This window comes from Nonomuraea sp. NPDC049309 (assembly GCF_043196965.1).
GTDB classification, from domain to species: Bacteria; Actinomycetota; Actinomycetes; order Streptosporangiales; family Streptosporangiaceae; genus Nonomuraea; species Nonomuraea fastidiosa.
This window is the reverse complement of sequence record NZ_JBICSH010000007.1, coordinates 127,507-145,759: the sequence shown is the minus strand read 5'-3', so window position 1 is coordinate 145,759 and position 18,253 is coordinate 127,507. Positions and strand designations below refer to the sequence as shown.

11 protein-coding genes are annotated in these 18,253 nt (G+C 72.3%); 8 read left to right on the top strand and 3 right to left on the bottom strand.

Annotated features, from left to right (window positions below; translation table 11 throughout):
• Window positions 1-7 precede the first annotated feature (7 nt).
• The 8 genes from ACGFIM_RS35005 to ACGFIM_RS34970 all read left to right on the top strand — a co-directional run bounded on the left by ACGFIM_RS35005 (window position 8) and on the right by ACGFIM_RS34970 (window position 14,575).
• Window positions 8-4,225, top strand: a complete 4,218-nt coding sequence (locus tag ACGFIM_RS35005) for a TcpE family conjugal transfer membrane protein (protein ID WP_393209626.1) — start codon at window positions 8-10, stop codon at window positions 4,223-4,225.
• A gap of 47 nt (window positions 4,226-4,272) precedes the next feature.
• Entirely contained in the window at window positions 4,273-6,750 is a 2,478-nt protein-coding gene (locus ACGFIM_RS35000; RefSeq protein ID WP_393209623.1) for an ATP-binding protein, read from the top strand.
• Complete coding sequence (locus ACGFIM_RS34995; protein ID WP_393209620.1) at window positions 6,747-9,017, top strand: type IV secretion system protein; 2,271 nt, start codon at window positions 6,747-6,749, stop codon at window positions 9,015-9,017. The genes ACGFIM_RS35000 and ACGFIM_RS34995 overlap by 4 nt, the downstream gene beginning before the upstream one ends.
• A 19-nt stretch (window positions 9,018-9,036) precedes the next feature.
• On the top strand, window positions 9,037-9,663 hold the full coding sequence (locus tag ACGFIM_RS34990; protein ID WP_393209617.1) for a hypothetical protein: 627 nt from the start codon (window positions 9,037-9,039) through the stop codon (window positions 9,661-9,663).
• Complete coding sequence (locus ACGFIM_RS34985; RefSeq protein WP_393209614.1) at window positions 9,660-10,754, top strand: NlpC/P60 family protein; 1,095 nt, start codon at window positions 9,660-9,662, stop codon at window positions 10,752-10,754. Before ACGFIM_RS34990 ends, ACGFIM_RS34985 begins: the two co-directional genes overlap by 4 nt.
• Entirely contained in the window at window positions 10,751-11,140 is a 390-nt protein-coding gene (locus ACGFIM_RS34980) for a (deoxy)nucleoside triphosphate pyrophosphohydrolase (RefSeq protein ID WP_393209611.1), read from the top strand. Before ACGFIM_RS34985 ends, ACGFIM_RS34980 begins: the two co-directional genes overlap by 4 nt.
• 94 nt (window positions 11,141-11,234) lie before the next feature.
• The gene (locus ACGFIM_RS34975) at window positions 11,235-13,085 is read left to right on the top strand and encodes a hypothetical protein (protein ID WP_393209608.1); all 1,851 of its coding nucleotides are present in this window, start codon (window positions 11,235-11,237) and stop codon (window positions 13,083-13,085) included.
• A gap of 98 nt (window positions 13,086-13,183) precedes the next feature.
• Window positions 13,184-14,575 (top strand): hypothetical protein, encoded by a 1,392-nt coding sequence (locus tag ACGFIM_RS34970; RefSeq protein ID WP_393209605.1) that lies wholly within the window; start codon window positions 13,184-13,186, stop codon window positions 14,573-14,575.
• A gap of 183 nt (window positions 14,576-14,758) precedes the next feature.
• On the opposite strand, the gene ACGFIM_RS34965 is transcribed toward ACGFIM_RS34970, so the two are convergent.
• The 3 genes from ACGFIM_RS34965 to ACGFIM_RS34955 are packed head-to-tail and all read right to left on the bottom strand — an operon-like array spanning window position 14,759 to window position 18,236.
• A complete protein-coding gene (locus ACGFIM_RS34965) occupies window positions 14,759-15,532 on the bottom strand; it encodes a succinate dehydrogenase/fumarate reductase iron-sulfur subunit (protein WP_393209602.1) in 774 nt (257 codons plus the stop codon).
• Entirely contained in the window at window positions 15,529-17,433 is a 1,905-nt protein-coding gene (locus ACGFIM_RS34960; protein WP_393209600.1) for a fumarate reductase/succinate dehydrogenase flavoprotein subunit, read from the bottom strand. Before ACGFIM_RS34960 ends, ACGFIM_RS34965 begins: the two co-directional genes overlap by 4 nt.
• Window positions 17,434-17,447: 14 nt before the next feature.
• Complete coding sequence (locus ACGFIM_RS34955) at window positions 17,448-18,236, bottom strand: hypothetical protein (RefSeq protein ID WP_393209597.1); 789 nt, start codon at window positions 18,234-18,236, stop codon at window positions 17,448-17,450.
• Window positions 18,237-18,253 lie beyond the last annotated feature (17 nt).

Below are 18,253 nucleotides of genomic sequence, written 5' to 3'. Positions count from 1 at the left end.
GACCGCGTTGGACCTGCCCACGTATACGAACATCTGGCGTATCGAGAAGCGGCTCTACAAGCTGTACGACCTGCGCCTGCCGATGCCGCTGCCCATCGTCTGGATCGGCGTGTTCGTCGGGGTGTTCGTACCGTGGTCCCTCCTGCTGGTCCTGGTCGGCGTGCCGGTGGAGATGCCCTGGCACGTGCTCTTCCTGGTGCCGCCCGGCATCGTCACCTGGCTGTCCACCCGTCCGGTCATCGAGGGCAAGCGCCTCACCGAGCTGCTGGAGTCCCAGCTGCGCTATCTCGGCGAGCCCAAGGCCTGGTACCGCCTCGCGCCCTCCTCCGAGCCCGACGTCATCACCTTCTCCGGGCGGGTCTGGCGTGCCGCGCCGCGCCGCGCCAAGGCCACCAAGGCCACCCGGGCGGGCAAGGTCGCCAAGACGGCGCGCAAGGAACGCCAGGCGGAGCGCCGCCGCGCGGGCCGTCCCGTCACCGGGCCGCGCCAGGTCCGTCCCGCCGTCGCCGCCGCTGCCGCCGCCGCATCGCAGGCGCCCGTGGCCGAGCCGGCGTCCACCCGTACGGGGTGGGGGGCACGCAGGGGGACAGCGCCCGCTCTGAAGGCTTCGGGGATGCCCGCGGGCACTGGGGCCGGGGGCGGGACCGTACGGCGCGAGGAGGGGCTCTCAGGGGGCTCTGGACGGGTTCAGGAGCCGGTGCCTCTCGTGGACGAGGTCGTCGGCACCGCCCGCCGCGCCGGGGCCGCCGATCGGGCCGTGCCCCGTGACGCCGATTCCGCCGATCGGGCCGTGCCTCGTGACGCCGATTCCGCCGGTCGGGCCGTGCCTCGTGACGCCGATTCCGCCGGTCGGGCCGTGCCTCGTGACGCCGATTCCGCCGGTCGGGCCGTGCCTCGTGACGCCGGCCCCGTCGATCGGGCCGTGCCGCGCGACGCCGACCCCGCCGTACCTCCGGATCTCGAGGACTTCGCCGAACCGACGGACTTCGCGGCGGACGGCCCTGCCGAGGTGACGCACGACTCCGGCTCCGAGCCGGCCGCTCTCGCCGGGGCGGGGCGCCGATCCGAGCCGGACGCCGTCGCCGGGGTGGGACGCGGCTCCGAGCCGGACGCCGTCGCCGGGGCGGGGCGCGGCTCCGAGCAGACCGCTCTCGCCGGGACGGGGCGCGGCTCCCTGGCCGACGCCTCCGGCGAGGCGGCGCATTCCGCAGACGGCCCTGGGGCGAGGAGCAGCGGAGCGGCGAGCTCTGCGGACGGCAGCTCCGTAGGGGGCAAGCCGATCGACACGGAGGCGCTGCGGCGGCTGCGCAAGCTGGCGGCCAGCGCCGACGCGCCGTCCGAGCCGGCGGACCGCACCGACCCGGTGCCCCGGGCGGACGCGCCGTCCCATGCCGAGGGCGACGTACGTACGCGGGACGCACGGCACGAGGAAGAGATCGCCCGCGACCAGCACAGAAGGGGCCAGCCGCCCCGGCTCAACCCCGCGCTGCTGCTGTCGGGCACGCACCGCGTCTGGCCCCCGCTCAACCAGAACGCCAAGCCCGCCCCGCACCTGTCCCGCCGCAAGGACGACGCCCAGACCGCCGATCCTGCCGACACCACCGACCTCGTCCCGGCTTCGCCGGACACGCCGGTAGGCCGCGCCGACACCCCACACGTCGCCCCGGCCGACGCGACCGGGGACCGGGCCGACACCGCGGGCGGCCCGGCCGACACGATGGGTGGCCGCGCGGATGGTCAGGCCGGTGCGGCGGGTGGCCGTCAGGACGGTCTGGTCAACGCGGCGGGTGGCCGTCAGGACGGTCTGGTCAACGCGGCGGGTGGTCATCAGGACGGTCTGGTCAACGCGGCGGGTGGCCGTGGGGACGGTCCGGCCGGTGCGGCCGGTGGCCGCGGGGACGGCCCGGCCGGTGCGGCGGGTGGCCGTGCCGACGTGGCGGGCGCGACCACAGAGACCACAGGTGGCCAGGCCGGCGTTGCAGAAGCCGCGTCAGCGGAGTCCGCGCCGCCGGCTTCGGCGTCGCTGGAGTTCACGTCGCCGGTGGCCGCGTCGCGGTCGGCCGTCGAGCCGAATCCGGACGACGTGCTCCCGCCGCTCCCCAAGATGCCCGCGGACGGGCCCAGGCCGCCGGAGCGTGCGGGGGCGGGCGAGCCGCCGGCCCACGACACCACGTCCGCTGACAAGAGCGACAGCGGGTCCGCAGTCGGTGAGGACGCCGCGCAGGACATCTCCCAGGACGTGGTGCTGCGCGCAGACGGCCGGCGGGCCGTATCCGCAGAGAGGCAGGCCGACGACGCGAAGCAGGCCGACGACGCTCGGAGCGCCGCCTCCTCGGAAGCTCGAGTCGGCGACGATCAGCGCGCGGCCTCCCCGGAGGCCGACGACGGCGAGCCAGGCGCTGCGACGGCGGACCCGGTGGGTGACCTCCGGGACGCTCCGGTTTCCGAGCAGGCGGGTTCCGACCGGCAGAAGGATGCTGCTGTCGAGCCGAGCTCGGCCGCGAGCGATCCCGGCGAGCGCACGGTGGAGCCGGCGGCCGCGCAGACCACCGAAGACGACCGGGCCGACCGGGAACCGGCCCCTGCGGCCGTCGCGACTCACGATGAGTCGGCGGTCGAGCACGAAACCACGGCGGTGACCGTCGCCGATGAGACCGCCGGCCACCCGGCCGATGCGACGGCTCAGGAGGGTCGCGGTGAGCACGCGGCCGAGCCGGCGGACGGCGAGCAGGCCCCGCAGGCGCCCGAGGACGAGCAGCCGGCGGCCACGGCCCGCACACGGCCGCGCTCTGCGGCCGGCGGTGAGGCGGCGGCTGGGCGGTCGGACGCGGGCAGTGAGCCGGCGGCTGCCGGTGGGGCTGGCGAGGTGCGCGTGCGGTCGCGTTCCGAGGCCGGCGGTGAGGCGGCTGGGCGCCCGGCCGCGGGTGATGAGCCGGAGGCGGCTGAGCGGGTGGTCGCCGCCCGTGAGGCCGAGGCGGCCGAAGCTCAGGTGATCCCGCTGGAGCGGGAGCGTCGTGCGCACAGGGAGGCCGCTGCCGAGCGCTCGGGCGAGGATACCGGTCGAGCGGGGACCTCTGAGCGGCCGGTACGCGAACGTCCGAGGCGCGCGGCGGGCACGCAGGAACCCGGACACACGTCGGCGGCCGCCCAGGAACCGGGGCACGCGGCCGCGCGGCACGCTGAGGCCGGTGCCGGCCAGGCCGGGGACCGGGAGGGGCAGCGGCAGCGGGGGGTCGCGCCGGTGCCGGGGCCGAGGGCCGGGGAAGGCCGGGTGCGCAGGGTCGAGTCCGTGGTGGGGCGCGACTCGGGCGGCTGGCGGCGGATCGCCCAGGTGGTCGTCGGCGGCGCCGGCGTCCGTACGGACGGCTCGGAGATCGACGAGGCGCGGGCGCGGGCCGTGTTCAGCGGCAGCCGCAGGATCGTCGTGCTGGGCTGCACCGGCGGAGCCGGGCAGAGCACGACGGCGCTCATGCTGGGGCACACGTTCGCGCAGTACCGGGACGACCGGGTGGTCGCGGTGGACGCGAGCACCGGCGGGGGCGGGCTCACCAGCAAGATCGAGCCGGAGACCCCGGAGACCCTGACGTCGTTGCTGTCGGGTCTCGACCGGGTCAGCGGCTATCTCACGATGAGGGGATACACCACGCGGACCGCCTCGGGGCTCGAGGTGATCAGCGCGGACACCGACGCGGGCGCCGAGCAGCGGCTCGCGGACCGGTCCTTCTTCTCCGACCGCCGGATCGGCGAGTCCATGCGCCTGCTCGACCGCCACTACAAGCTGGCCGTCATCGACCCGGCCGCCGCGCTGGCGGCCAGGCTGCTGCCGTACGCCGACCAGCTCGTGCTGGTGGTGCCGGCGAGCGAGGAGGCGCCGGAAGCGGTCGCGATGACGTACGAGTGGCTCGACGGGCATGGCTGCGCGGAGCTGCGCAGGCGTGCGGTGATGGTGGTCAACGGCGTCAGCAGGCGTTCGATGGCCGACGTCGAGCAGGCGGAGTCGGTGGCCAGGGGCAGGTGCCGGGCCATCGTCAGGGTCCCCTGGGAGGACGACCTGGCGCCGGGCGGCGCCGAGGTGGTCGATCCCGGGCAGTTGCGCGCGGCCGGGCGGCGGGCCTATCTCGCCCTCGCCGGTGTGGTGGTCGCGGGCTTCGCGGCGCAGACCGTACGACCGAGCGAAGAGGAGTTGGCGAGTGACCCCCCGGGCACGAGAATCGGTGAGCGATAAGTGAACAAGCGAGCAGGTCTGGCCCGTTCATGCGCCGAGGGGGCGGCATGAGCAGGGCGTCCCGAGCGCATCAGCGCCTCGCGGTCCGCTATTTCGACGACCGCATCCTGCTCACGGACACCTGCGCATGGGCGTACTTCCGGCTTCCGACGGTCAGCTACGAGTTCGTCACTCCGGAGGAGCGGGAGGCGCTGGCCACCAACATCACGATCGCGCTCGCCGCGATCAGGATGCCCGACGCCGAGGTCCATCTGAGGGTCGCGCACCGGGCGTATCCGGCGGCGGAGTGGGCCATGGCGCTGAACGCCACCTCCGACGAGGGGCCCGGCTGGCGCGACTACCTGGAGGAGATGTACCGGCACGTCTGGGCGAAGGACTTCTGGACGAAGGAGGTCTACCTGGGCGTGCGGCTCGGGCCGCGCGGCAAGCAGCTCGGCAACGGCGTGCTCTCCCAGCTCTTCGGCTTCTACCAGAAGACGGAGAAGGCGCTGGGCATGGAGGACGACCACGTGCCCGACAGCGAGATCAGCCGGTGGACCGAGTCGGCGGAACGCCTCGGCCGGGCTCTGGCGTCCAGTGCCCTGTACGCCAGGCACGCCACCTCGACGGAGGTGGCGTGGTTGTTCCAGCACGCGGCGGCGGGGGCGATCGGCGATCCGCCGCCGTCGGCGAGCCCGCGGCGGCGCTGGGGCAGGGGCGAGATCGAGTCGCTGGTCGAGGGTGAGATCCACAACGGCAGGTCGCTGCTGCGGATCGTGCAGCCGCAGGGCGACTCGTACGTGGCGTACCTGTCGTTCGCCCGCTTTCCCGACCTGATGCCGTTCCCCGACGGCGAGCCGTGGATGCACTTCGCGGACCAGCTGCCGTTCCCGGTGGAGATCTCCTCGCGGATGCGGCTGATCCCGCCGGTCAAGGCGTCGAAGGACGTGGCGCGCAAGCTGGCGCACGCCCGCGACATGGACCACCACATCCGTGAGGCGGGCGCGGAGGCGCCGCTGGCGCTGGCCGAGCAGATCGACGCCGCGCGCATGCTGGAGCACGGCATCACCAAGGAGCGCCTGCCCTTCGTGTACGGCTGGCACCGCCTGATCGTCTCGGCCCCCACCGAGGACATCTGCGTGCAGCGGGTGGAGGCGGTGGTCGAGCACTACCGCGACATGGGCATCGACGTGGTCAACTCGACGGGCGATCAGTTCTCGCTGTTCTGCGAGTCGCTGCCGGGCGAGAAGGTCAGGGTCAACGCCTACGCCCAGAGGCAGCCGCTGCGCACGATCGCGGGCGGCATGGCCACGGCCACGGTGGAGCTGGGCGACCGGCTGGGCGAGGGCAACGAGGGCTGGATCGGCCCGTACATCGGGGAGACGGTCGGCAGGGCGCGCACCATCGTGCACTTCGACCCGCTGGTGGCGGCGACCCGCAACAGGCCGACGGCCATCGCGATCACCGGGGAGCCGGGCGGCGGCAAGACCACGCTGGCGCTGCTGATGATCTACCAGATGGCGCTGCGCGGCGTGACGGTCGCGGTGATCGACCCGAAGGGCGACGCGGAGTCGCTGGTGAAGCTGCTGGAGAAGCGCGGGCGCAAGGCGAGGGTGATCCCGCTCGGCTCGGCGGCGCCGGGACTGCTCGACCCGTTCTCGTTCGGCGACGACATCGCGGCGAAGAAGACGATGGCCACCGAGACGCTGCGGCTGCTGCTGCCGCGCATGTCGGAGGAGCGCGAGTCGGCGATGATCCAGGCGGTGGCGGCGGTCTCCAACGCCCCGAACCCGTCGCTCGGCAAGGTCGTCGACTATCTGGAGCAGGCCGAGGACGCCGCGTCGAAGAACCTGGGCGCGGTGCTGCGCTCGATGTCGGAGATGCATCTGGCGCGGCTCTGCTTCGACCCGTCGGGCGGCGAGCAGATCGACACCGAGGGCTGGACGACGGTGTTCACGCTGGGCGGGCTGACCTTGCCCGACGTGGCCACCAGCAGGGAGGACTACTCCTACGAGCAGCGCCTCTCGGTGGCCCTGCTCTACCTGGTCTCGCAGTTCGCGCGCAGGCTGATGAACGGCCTCGACCGGCGCGCGCCCAAGGCGATCTTCCTGGACGAGGCGTGGGCGATCACCTCCACGCCGGAGGGCGCCAAGCTGGTGCCCGAGGTGAGCAGGATGGGGCGCTCCCGCAACACGGCGCTCGTCCTGGTCTCGCAGAACGCCGGAGACCTGCTGAACGAACAGGTGACCAACTGCCTGTCGTCGGTCTTCGCCTTCAGGTCCACCGAACGGGTGGAGGTGGACCACGTCATGTCCCTGCTCGGGGTGGAGCCGCTGGAAGAGCACAAGGCCGTGCTGCGCTCGCTCGGCAACGGCGAATGCATATTCCGAGATCTGGATGGCAGGGCGGGCCGCATCGGAGTAGACCTGATCTCCGAGGAGCTGCTCCGTTGGCTCGACACGAACCCGACACACGACAAACCCGATGGCGCGGGGCATGATGATCTTCAAGGGGGCGTGGGCAGGGCGCAGGAGGTACGGTCATGAAGATCCGACTACCCAGACGGCTGGCGCTGGCGTTCGCGCTCGTCACCGGGATCCTGGTGGTGCCGATCGTGGTGGGCGCCGCCTCCACGCCGGCGGCCGCGGCCCCCTGTGACCTGTCGGGCCCGCTGTCGCCCGAGATGGTGGGCAGCGGCGTCGACGGCCTGATCCAGCCGCCCCCGCCCGAGGGCGGCCCGCAGGCGCCGAGCACCAACTACGCCCAGTTCGGCATGAGCGGGCAGTTCTGGCACACGCACGAGCTGACCTGCTCCGACTACGTGGCCGTGCTGGGCAACATGTGGGCCAACGGCATCTTCACCGCGGCCAAGGCGATCGACCGGCTCACGATCACCACGTACCAGGCCGCGGCGACCGAAGGACCGCTTCAGTCGATCAAGGACGTCGTCGACGACATCGTCACGAACCTGGCCAACGCCATGTACTGGCCGTTCCTGCGGCCGATCATCATCCTCGGCGCCATCTGGCTGGCCTGGTACGGCCTGATCCGCAAGCGGGCCACCACGACCGCCGAAGGCGTCATCTGGATGGTGCTGGCGGTCACCGTGGCGGTCTGGTTCTTCAGCCGGCCCGGCGACTTCACCGGCCTCGGCAAGGAGGTCACCGACAAGACGGGCGAGGTCGTCAACTCCGCGTTCGCCGGGCTGCCCGGCGCGGGCGGCGCGTCCTGCCTGCAGCCGCCCGGCCAGCCCGACGCGCAGGTCAAGGCGGGCGGCTACGCGCAGGCCGGCACGCCGGGCGTCGAGCAGAACGCCGACGCCCTGTGGTCCACGCTGGTCTGCAAGCCGTGGCTGGTCGGCCTGTTCGGCACCTCCGACCCGCAGCAGCCGATCGTGCGCGACTGGGGCCGCAAGGTGCTGGAGATGCAGTCGGTCCCGCAGGCCGTGGCCGGGGAGCCGGCGCCCGACGTGGGCGCCCGCCAGTCCGCGTACGCCGACTTCGCCGACAAGCTCCGCAACGACCCCCGGTATGCGACCTTCTCCGGCCGCGACTGGTCCAACCGGCTCGGTGTGGCCGTCGGCGCGTTCATCGCCGCGCTGGTGGCGGGGCTGCTCATCTTCCTCGTGGCGGTCTCGCTGCTGGTGCTGAAGGTGGGCTTCCTGCTGCTGCTGATACTCGGGCCGATCTTCCTGCTGATCGGCGTCCATCCGGGCAGCGGCCGCATCATCGCGATGCGCTGGGTGGAGATGCTCATCGGCACGCTGCTGCGGCAGGCCGTGCTGACCATCGTGCTGAGCGTGCTCATCTACGGGTACGCGCTCATCATCTCCACCGCCATGCCGTGGGGCATGCAGGTGCTGTTCATGGCGCTGCTGACGATCGCGGTGTTCTTCTACCGGCGGCCGTTCCAGCACCTGTTCGCCTCGATCAACGGCCACACGGTCACCACCCGCATGCTGGGCGAGGCGGCGAGCTCGCCGGTGCTGGAGCGGTCGGCGGGCGTGCTGCCGCCGGTCGCCTCGGCCAGGATCGGCCGCTGGGGCCTGCGCAAGGCCGAGCCCGTCATCAGGGCGGCCGGCATGGTCAGCGGCACGGGTGCGGCGGCCTCTGCGGCCTCCGCCGCCGCGGCCGGGCAGGTCCGCGTCCAGGAGGGCGAGGGCACACCGTCCGGCGCGCGCGTGCCGGCGACGGCGGCCCCGCTGGACACCGACCAGCAGGGCGGCAAGGCGGCGGGCCGGGCGGTTCCCGAGCCGCGCAGGGGCACCGCGCCGCCGCTCAACCTGGGCGGCGCCTCCGGGCGTACGCGGGGTCCCGGCGGCCCCCGGGTCGGCGGTTCCGGCTCCAACGGCTCGCCGGGCGGCTCGGGCATCGCGGCCGGGTCGGGCGGCGGCTCCGGCGGCGGCTCCGCGGGCGGCTGGTTCGGCGGCGGGTCGGGCGGCGGCTGGGCCCGGCGCGGCGGGTCCGCGAACGGCACCCGCGGCACCCGTACGTCCCGCTTCAGCGGATCGGGCTCGGGAGGCTCCCGGTCGGGCGGCAGCCTGTTCGGCGGCGGGTCGCGCTCGGGCGGCAACGGCTCGCGCTCCGGCGGCGGGCTGTTCGGCGGCTCGGCACGCTCCTCCTCCGGAGGCGGCTCCCGGTCGGGCGGCGGCACCTCGCCGGGCACCAGGATCTTCGGCTCCGGCGAGACCTCGTCGCGCGCCTCCGAGGCGCCCCCGCTCTGGCTGCGCAGCAGCCGCGACGGCGGCGACTCCGGTGGCGACAGCCCTGCCGTGCCGTTCTGGCTCAAGCCGAGTAACCCCGACAAGGACTGAGACCCCGGAGAACTGAGATATGGCGCAGCCAGGTGACAGGCGGGGGGTGGCCTTCGCCGCCGTCGTCGTGGTCATCGCGGCGGTCGGCCTCTACCTGACCATGTGGCCGGACTCGCCCGACCAGGACGCGGCGGAGCCGGCGCCTCCCAGCGCCACCGGCACCGTCGTGGCCACCAGCACGCCGCTGGCGACCGCGAGCTCCGCGCCGTTCGACGTGTACGCGTACCTGCCGATGACCAAGGAGCAGCTCGCGGCGGCGGCGGACCTCGCCGAGCGGTTCACCGCCGAGTACGGCACCTTCCGCTACGACGAGGACCCGGCGGCGTACGCGGCCAGGCTGAAGGCGTACACCACGCCCGAGCTCGGCAACACGCTGGCCAGGACCCTCGCATCGGCGGGCACCGTCGAGCAGAACCGCGACGACGAGATCGTCTCCACCGCCACCGCCCGGATCAAGGAGATCAGGCAGGTCGAGAAGACCTCCATCGTGTTCGTCGTCACCGCCACCAGGCAGATCTCCGCCAAGAGCGGCGATAAGCAGGCGAACGAGGAATACGCCGTCACGGTCAGCCAGTCCGGCAGCGACTGGCGGATCTACGACATCCTGCCGGCCGCCGAGGGCCAGGAGGGAGACACCTCGGGGTGAACCTCACACGAGGCCGCATCGCGCTGCTCCTCGGCCTGGCCGGCTTACTGCTACTGGCCGCGGTCGTCGTCTCGCCGCTGCTGCTCATGTCGATGCCGTCGTTCCTCGGCAACGGCGGCACCACCGTCGACTGCGAGGACCAGGTGCAGGTCGAGGAGGCGTCCGACTCGGCCACCTCCGACATCCCGCCCGAGTACCTGGAGCTGTACAAGGAGTACGGCAAGAAGATCGGCGTCCAGTGGAACGTGCTGGCCGCGGTGGGCAAGCGCGAGACCGACCACGGGCGTTCCAACCTGCCCGGCGTCAAGAGCGGCACCAACCACGCGGGCGCGGCGGGGCCGATGCAGTTCCTCATCTCCACGTGGGGCGGCAAGGCCAGGATCTCGATGTCGTCGAAGTTCAACGGCTACGCCTCCGACGGCGACGGCGACGGCATCGGCGACGTGTACAACCCGGCCGACGCCATCCTCGGCGCCGCCAAGATGCTCAAGCGCAACGGCGCGCCCGAGAACGTGCGCCGGGCGCTGTTCGTCTACAACCGCGCCTGGTGGTACGTCGACCAGGTCGAGGAGATCGCCAGGAGGTACGCCAAGTCGGGTGAGGTGAAGGTGCCGCCGCAGGCGACCGACGACTGCGACGACCCCCTCGTCGAGGCGGCGCCCAGCGACGTGGTGGCCAAGATCCTCGAGTACGCGCTGGCGCAGCGCGGCAAGCCGTACCTGTGGGGCGGCACGGGCCCCGACGCGTTCGACTGCTCCGGCGTCGTCTACGCGGCCTACCGGGCGGCGGGGCTGTCCATCCCGCGTACGACGTTCGGGCAGTGGCCGTTCGGCGTCCGCATCAAGGAGGGCGACGAGCAGCCCGGGGACCTGGTGTTCTTCAACTCCGGGCCGGGCACCTCGCCGAACAACCCCGGCCACGTCGGCCTCGTCGTCTCCAAGGGCAAGATGCTGGAGGCGCGCTGCCGGCTGTGCGGGCCCATCAAGGTCACCAGCTACATGGCCAGGCAGGATCGCGTCGGCTTCACCCGTCCCCTGCAGAACCCCGATGTGCAGGAGCAGCTGAAGAAGCTGCAGAATCCTGCGCTATGAGGACAGTCGTCGCCGCCGTCATCGTGGCTCCCGGCGGGCGGGTGCTGGCCGCGCAGCGCGCCGAACCGGCCGCGCTGGCGGGCGGCTGGGAGTTCCCCGGCGGAAAGGTGGACCCCGGCGAGAGCGAGGAGGCGGCGCTCATCCGCGAGTGCCGCGAGGAGCTCGGGGTCGAGGTCACGGTCGGCCGGCGGGTGGGCGCCGACTGGCCGCTCGCCGAGGGGTACGTCATGCGCGTCTGGCTCTGCTCGCTGGCCTCCGGCGAGCCCGTCGCCAAGGAGCACCTGGCGCTGCGGTGGCTCGGGCCGGGCGAGTACTACGACGTCGCGTGGCTTTCGGCTGATCTGCCCATCATGCGGGCTGTGGAGAACCTGCTCCCCCAGGATTAGGACATCACCTTCTGTGACACAATGATTACTACATGTCATTTGTCGTCGCGGTGGGGGAGTGGAAGCGATGCGGCGTGGGTGGATCGTCGCCGGTGTGCTGATCCTGGTGGCGGTGCCGTCCGTGCCCGTGGCCGCGGCCGGGGTGTCGCTGGTGCTCGAACGGGTGAAGGGGACCGAGGACGTCGGCAAGTGGGTCAGGACCGGAGACGTCCAGCGCTTCCGTGTCCGGCTGAACGGGATGGGCAAGGGCGCCAAGGTGGCGGTCGCGGCCAACCCGGTGGAGGCGCTGACCGAGGTGACGTGCACCGCCGATGCGCGGGTGGCGGCCGGCGGCGGGCACGCGGGCTCTCAGACGACGGTTCACGGAACGGGCGGCGGGGCCGTGGGCGCCGGGGCTTCCGAGGTGCCCGGCTCTGCGGCGTCCGGTCTCGCTGCGCCTGGTGCCGCGGGGGCTGGTGTTCCAGCGTCTGGTTCCGCGGCGTCTGGTTCCGCGGCGTCCGGTTTTGCAGCGCCGGATCTTTCGGCGCCTGGTCTTTCGGCGCCTGGTCTGTCGGGGGCGGGTGACGGAACGGCGGCGGCCTCCGGGGTGGCAGGAGCCCAGGCGGCCGGCCCCAAGGCGGCGGGGAGGCTGGCCGCGCGGGCGCTGATCGCCGCCGGTGCGGCCAAGCCGGACGGTCCGCTGCCGCAGCTGAGCGCGGGGGCGAGCGGGACCGTGCCCACCGCCCCAGGCGTGGCTGCGGCGGTGCCGAAGGAGGCGGTCGTGCCGGGCGCTCGCGTGTGCGCGCTGGGCGAGGTCTCCGGGACGAAGGCGGTCGACGTGACCGTGCGGGCGCCTGAGGGGGCCAGGCGGGTGGTGGTCGCGGCGGTGGCCCGGGTGCGGGACGGCGGAAAGCCGACGACCATGAGCAGGACGGCCGCCGTACGGGTGCGGGGGCCGATCACCGGTGACGCCGCCACCTTCAGCGGCCCCGCCCACCGCCTGCCCGCCGCCACCGCACCGGCCGCCCAGGCCTCGCCCGGACCCGCCGCTCCGCAGAGGACCCTGGCACGTGCGGCCGGAAGCCGGGCGGACGCGACGCGGACGGGTGAGACGCACGCCGGCGTGGTTCGCACCGGCCGGGCGCACGTCGCGGCGACCCCGCGCGACGCAGGCCGCGACGTCGGGGACGCGAAGCCGGGGAAGCGGACGCGCACGAGCACGGGCGCGTCACCAGGAAGACGCGCTCACGCCGGTGCGGCGAACGCCGGGAGGCGCGCCGGTGCCGACGCGGCGACCATCCCCGCCACCCAGGCCGCGACCGCGAGTGGCACTGAGAGGGGCGCGGCCCGAGCGACGGGGAACGAGAGTGCGGATGCGGCGCGCGGCGTGAAAGGGAGCGCGGCCCGCCCTGCGGGCGAGGCGCGTGCGGCTGCGGTGAGCGGCGCGGACAACAATGCGGTGAGCGGCGCGGACAAAGGGGCGGTTGTGGACGCGGGCGCGGGTGTCGCCGGGGGCGTGCGTGCGGGGGCGACCGGTGACGTGGCGGGCGGAGCGCCGGGGCTGGTGCTGCCCGAGGCCGTGCCCGGAGGGCCGGGCGGCACCGGCGGCGTCACGGGCGGCGGGACGGGCACGACGGGGTCCGCGCTGAGCGGGAGCGTGCCCGGTGCGGCCGGGGGCGGAGTGTCTGGTGGGACGGGTGGTCAGCAGCCCGTCGTGCCGAGTGTCGCGCCGCCCGGGAGTGCGGTGGGTGACGCCGGAGCGGCCGGGACGTTGACGGGCGGTGAACCCCCGTTGCCGTGGGAAATGGGCGTACGGGCGAAGCCGGCCAAGCCAATCGCATGGGTGAGCCCGATTGACGGCCCGGCGGCGTTTCCCCTGGTCGTAGCGTCAATCGCCGTTCTGATGTGCGGCTTGTGGCTGGTTGTCACGCTACAAAAACGACGTAAGTGGAGAAAGGTGCTCTAATTCCGTCTTTACTGTTACTTTGACCGGACTAGTATTCCCTTGACCATCGTTACGGGAGTACGCGGAGGGCGCCGGTGGCACGCACACGAGCGACAGCCGTGTCCGCTATCGTCCTTGCGCTCGGGCTGTCGGGTGCCGGTGCCGCGCCGTTCATCATGCAGAGCGCGAGCGCCTCCGTGGTCGCGGCCGATCCGGTCGAGCCCTGTGACGTCGGCGAGGTGTGCGACCTCGACCCGCCCGAAGACGTCACCGTCACGGTCACCACCACCGTCGGACAGCCGCCGCCGCCGGAGGAGGACCAGGAGGCCCCGGCCACGACGGTCACCACAACCGTCACCGCGAGCCCCGAGCCCACGACGACCAAGACGGTCACGGCGACGCCGACCAAGAGCACGAGCACGCCCACCGAGAAGCCGAGCACCCCGGCCACCACCCAGGCCCCTCCGTCGCAGCCGCTGCCCACGCAGCCGGACATCCAGGTCCCTCCGGTGACTCCGACGTCCAGCACGCCCACGGCCGAGGCGTCGGTCGAGATGCCGACCGTGGCGCCGACCGACCCGGTCACCACCGCGCCGCCGCCCAGCCAGTCGCAGGCCGCCTCCACCGAGGAGGTGCCGCTCGAGCTGCGGCAGGCCGCCCCCGAGTACGACCAGCGCACGCTGACGGGAAAGCTCGCCATCCCGGCGCTGGTGATGGTGCTGCTGGCGCTGTTCGGCGTGCTCATCTTCGAGGGACGGCTGCGCAGGATGGCCCACGCGGCGGCCATGCGGAAGGCCGGCCCGCAGCTGCCCCCGGATGTGCCGCCCATGCCGCCCGGCGGCTACCCGGCGGGCCCCGCCTACGCGACGGCGCACATCGCCGCCCCCGGCTACCCGGGCGGCACCGCGTACGCGCCGATCATCAGCTTCGTGCCGGTGCAGACCTTCCCGAGCACGCCGCCACCCGGCTACCAGGACCCCCACCAGCCCTACCCGCACGGCTACGCGCAGGAGCCCGCGCCGTACGCCGAGCCGCCGCAGGAACCGGTGGTGCTCGGCCCGGAGCAGTTCGACTCCTACAGCGAGCCGCCGAAGTCCCGCGAGCGCGACCTGTTCGAGCCGGCGATCCCGCCGGAGCCGCCGGCCTCGGACATTCCGCCGGGCGGGGCCGGCCCGTTCGATCCTGACAAGGACCAGCCGCTCGGGCCGGCCTCGGCTGCGGAGGCGGGTGACTCCGAGCCGTGGCAGCAGCACCAGCGCGGGCTGTTCGAACCGGCCAAGGAGTACGAGCCGCCGCCCTACCTCCCGGCGGATGTCCCGGCGGGCGAGGCGACGGCCGTGCAGCCCGTTCCGCCCCAGCCCGGCTCGGGGCCGCAGGCTCAGGCGGGCGAGCAGCAGGACGCCCAGCAGCAGGAAACACAGCAGCAGGAAGCACAGCAGCAGGACGCGACCCGGGTGATGCCCGGGGGGTCCGGCGCCAAGCGCCGCCTCTTCGGCAGGAAGAAGAAGTAGTAGCGTCCCGCCGCCTCCGACGGCGACGAGCAGCAAAAGGGAAGGGCCGGAACCCCGGTCGGGGTTCCGGCCCTTCGCGTTGGACGAGCCTTTTCGTCGGGTACGCGGCACCGGCGGCCTGTGCGCGGGCGCCCGGCGGGCGAGCCACGTGGGCGGCCCGCCGGGGGCACGGCGGCCTGGCGGCTACGGCTTGGTGGTGCCGGAGCTCGCGCCGCGCTTGAAGATCTTGTTGCCCAGCCACACCAGCGGGTCGTACTTGCGGTCCACCACGCGCTCCTTCATCGGGATCAGCGCGTTGTCGGTGATCTTGATGTGCTCGGGGCAGACCTCGGTGCAGCACTTGGTGATGTTGCAGTAGCCGAGCCCGTGCTCCTGCTGCGCGGCCTCCTTGCGGTCGGCCACGTCGTACGGGTGCATGTCCAGCTCGGCGATCCGCATGAGGAAGCGGGGGCCGGAGAAGTTGGTCTTGTTCTCCTCGTGGTCACGGATGACGTGGCAGACGTTGTTGCACATGAAGCACTCGATGCACTTGCGGAACTCCTGCGAGCGCTCGACGTCCACCTGCTGCATCCGGAACTCGCCGGGCCGCACGTCGGCGGGCGGCGTGAAGGACGGGACCTCACGGGCCTTCTGGTAGTTGAAGGACACGTCGGTGACGAGGTCCTTGATGACGGGGAACGTCCGCATCGGCGTGACCGTGATGGTCTCGTCCTCGGAGAAGGTGGACATGCGGGTCATGCAGCCGAGCCGCGGCTTGCCGTTGATCTCCATGCTGCACGAGCCGCACTTGCCGGCCTTACAGTTCCACCGTACGGCGAGGTCGGGTGCCTGGGTCGCCTGGAGGCGGTGCAGGATGTCGAGGACGACCTCGCCCTCGTTCACCTCGACCGTGAAGTCCTCGAGCCGGCCCTCGCCGCCCTCACCGCGCCAGACCTTGAACTTTGCCTTGTAGTTCATGACGTCTTCGCTATCCTGTCGAATTCGGCCATCTCTTCGTCGGTGAGGTACTTCTTCAGCTCGTCACGGTCGAACAGGGTGATGAGGTCGTCGCGCATCGGCGGCTGCACCTTCACCTCCACGTTGACCGTCGAGCCGTCCTCGGTGGAGCAGACGAGCAGCTTGCGGCGCCATTCCGGGTCCATCGCGGGGAAGTCGTCACGGGTGTGACCGCCGCGGCTCTCCTCGCGCATGAGCGCGGCACGCGCCACGCACTCCGAGACCAGCACCATGTTGCGCAAATCGATGGCGAGGTGCCAGCCGGGGTTGTAGATGCGCGAGCCGCCCGCGCCGACCATGCGCACGCGTTCCTTCAGCTTCTCGATCACGCCGAGGGCCTCGGTGATCTCGTTGGCCTTGCGGATGATGCCGACCAGGTCGTTCATCGTCCGCTGGAGCTCGTGGTGCACCTCGTACGGGTTCTCGCCGCTGCGGCCGAGCGGCGCCAGCGCCTCCTCCTTCGCGGCGTCGACCTGCTCGGCGGCGACCTTGGGCCGGGCGGGCAGCGCGTCGACGTACGCGGCCGCGCCCGCGCCCGCACGGCGGCCGAAGACCAGCAGGTCGGACAGCGAGTTGCCGCCCAGCCGGTTGGAGCCGTGCATGCCGCCGGACACCTCGCCGGCCGCGAACAGGCCGGGCACGCAGGACGCGCCGGTGTCGGCGTCGACCTCGACGCCGCCCATGATGTAGTGGCAGGTCGGGCCGACCTGCATGGGCTCGGTGGTGATGTCGACGTCGGCCAGCTCCTTGAACTGGTGGTGCATCGACGGCAGCCGCCGCTTGATCTCCTCGGCGGGCAGCCGGGTCGAGACGTCGAGGAAGACGCCGCCCTGGGGTGAGCCGCGGCCGGCCTTCACCTCGGCGTTGATGGCCCTGGCCACCTCGTCACGGGGCAGCAGCTCCGGTGGGCGCCGGTTGTTGGCCTGGTCGGTGTACCAGCGGTCGGCCTCTTCCTCCGTGGTCGCGTACTTGTCCTTGAAGACCTCGGGGATGTAGTCGAACATGAAGCGCTTGCCCTCGGAGTTGCGCAGCACGCCGCCGTCGCCGCGGACGGACTCGGTGACGAGGATGCCGCGCACGGAGGGCGGCCAGACCATCCCGGTGGGGTGGAACTGGATGAACTCCATGTTGATGAGCTTCGCGCCGGCGAGCAGGGCCAGCGCGTGGCCGTCGCCGGTGTACTCCCAGGAGTTGGAGGTCACGACGTACGACTTGCCGATGCCGCCGGTGGCGAGGACCACGGCGGGCGCGTCGAAGAGCACGAAGTTGCCGGTCTCGCGCCAGTAGCCGAACGCGCCGGAGATCGCGTCGCCGTCCTTCAGCAGCCGCGTGATCGTGCACTCGGCGAAGACCTTGATGTAGGCCTCGTAGTCGCCGTGCTTTTCGTAGTCCTCCTGCTGGAGCGCGACGACGCGCTGCTGGAGGGTGCGGATGAGCTCCAGGCCGGTACGGTCGCCCACGTGTGCGAGCCGCGGGTACTCGTGACCGCCGAAGTTCCGCTGGCTGATCTTGCCGTCCTTGGTGCGGTCGAACAGCGCGCCCCAGGCCTCCAGCTCCCAGACGCGGTCGGGAGCCTCCTTGGCGTGCAGCTCGGCCATCCGCCAGTTGTTGAGGAACTTGCCGCCCCGCATGGTGTCACGGAAGTGCACCATCCAGTTGTCGTCGGGGTTGACGTTGCCCATCGCGGCGGCGGCGCCGCCCTCGGCCATGACCGTGTGCGCCTTGCCGAACAGCGACTTGCAGACGATGGCCGTGCGCTTGCCCTGCTGGCGGGCCTCGATCGCGGCCCGCAGGCCGGCGCCTCCTGCGCCGATGACGACGACGTCGTACTCGTGGCGCTCGATGTTGTGCGTGTTTTCCACGGTGAAAACTGTCCTTACGCGTACGGGAAGGCGATGATGCCCTTGGCCACCAGGCGGACGTACAGGTCGGCGCCCATGACCGAGAACATCGAGGCCCACGCGAGCTGCTGGTGCTTGGCGTTGAGCTTGGAGACGAACGTCCAGGCCTTGTAGCGCAGCGGGTGGCGGGAGAAGTGGTTGAGCCGGCCCGCCGTGATGTGCCGGCACGAGTGGCAGGAGATCGTGTAGGCGTTGATCAGCACCGCGTTCAGGATGAGGATCCAGGTGCCCAGGCCGAGCGGCTTGTGCACGAGCGCCAGCACCGCGTCGTAGGCCAGGATGAGACCGATGACGATCGCCGCGTAGAAGAAGTAGCGGTGGATGTTCTGCAGGATGAGCGGGAAGCGCCGCTCACCGGTGTACTTGCCGTGCGGCTCCTGCACCGCGCAGGCCGGCGGCGACAGCCAGAACGAGCGGTAGTAGGACTTGCGGTAGTAGTAGCACGTGAGACGGAATCCGCCGGGCAGGCCCAGGATGAGCAGGCCGGGCGAGAGCGTGTACCAGTCGCCGATCGGCGCCCACCCGAACAGCTGGGCACCTTCCGGGCACGTCGCCGCCGCAAGGCACGGCGAGGCGAACGGGGCGATGTACGGATCGTGAAAGATGCTGTTGTCGATGATCGCCCATACGCCGTAGACGAGGAAGGAGGCGAGCCCGAGGAACGTCACGAGCGGGGCCAGCCACCATCTGTCTGTTCGCAGGGTGCGTACTCTGACTTGCGCACGCTGCCGTCGAACCGGAGCTTCGGGTGTCGTCTGGGTCATCGCGGACCTCTCCACCT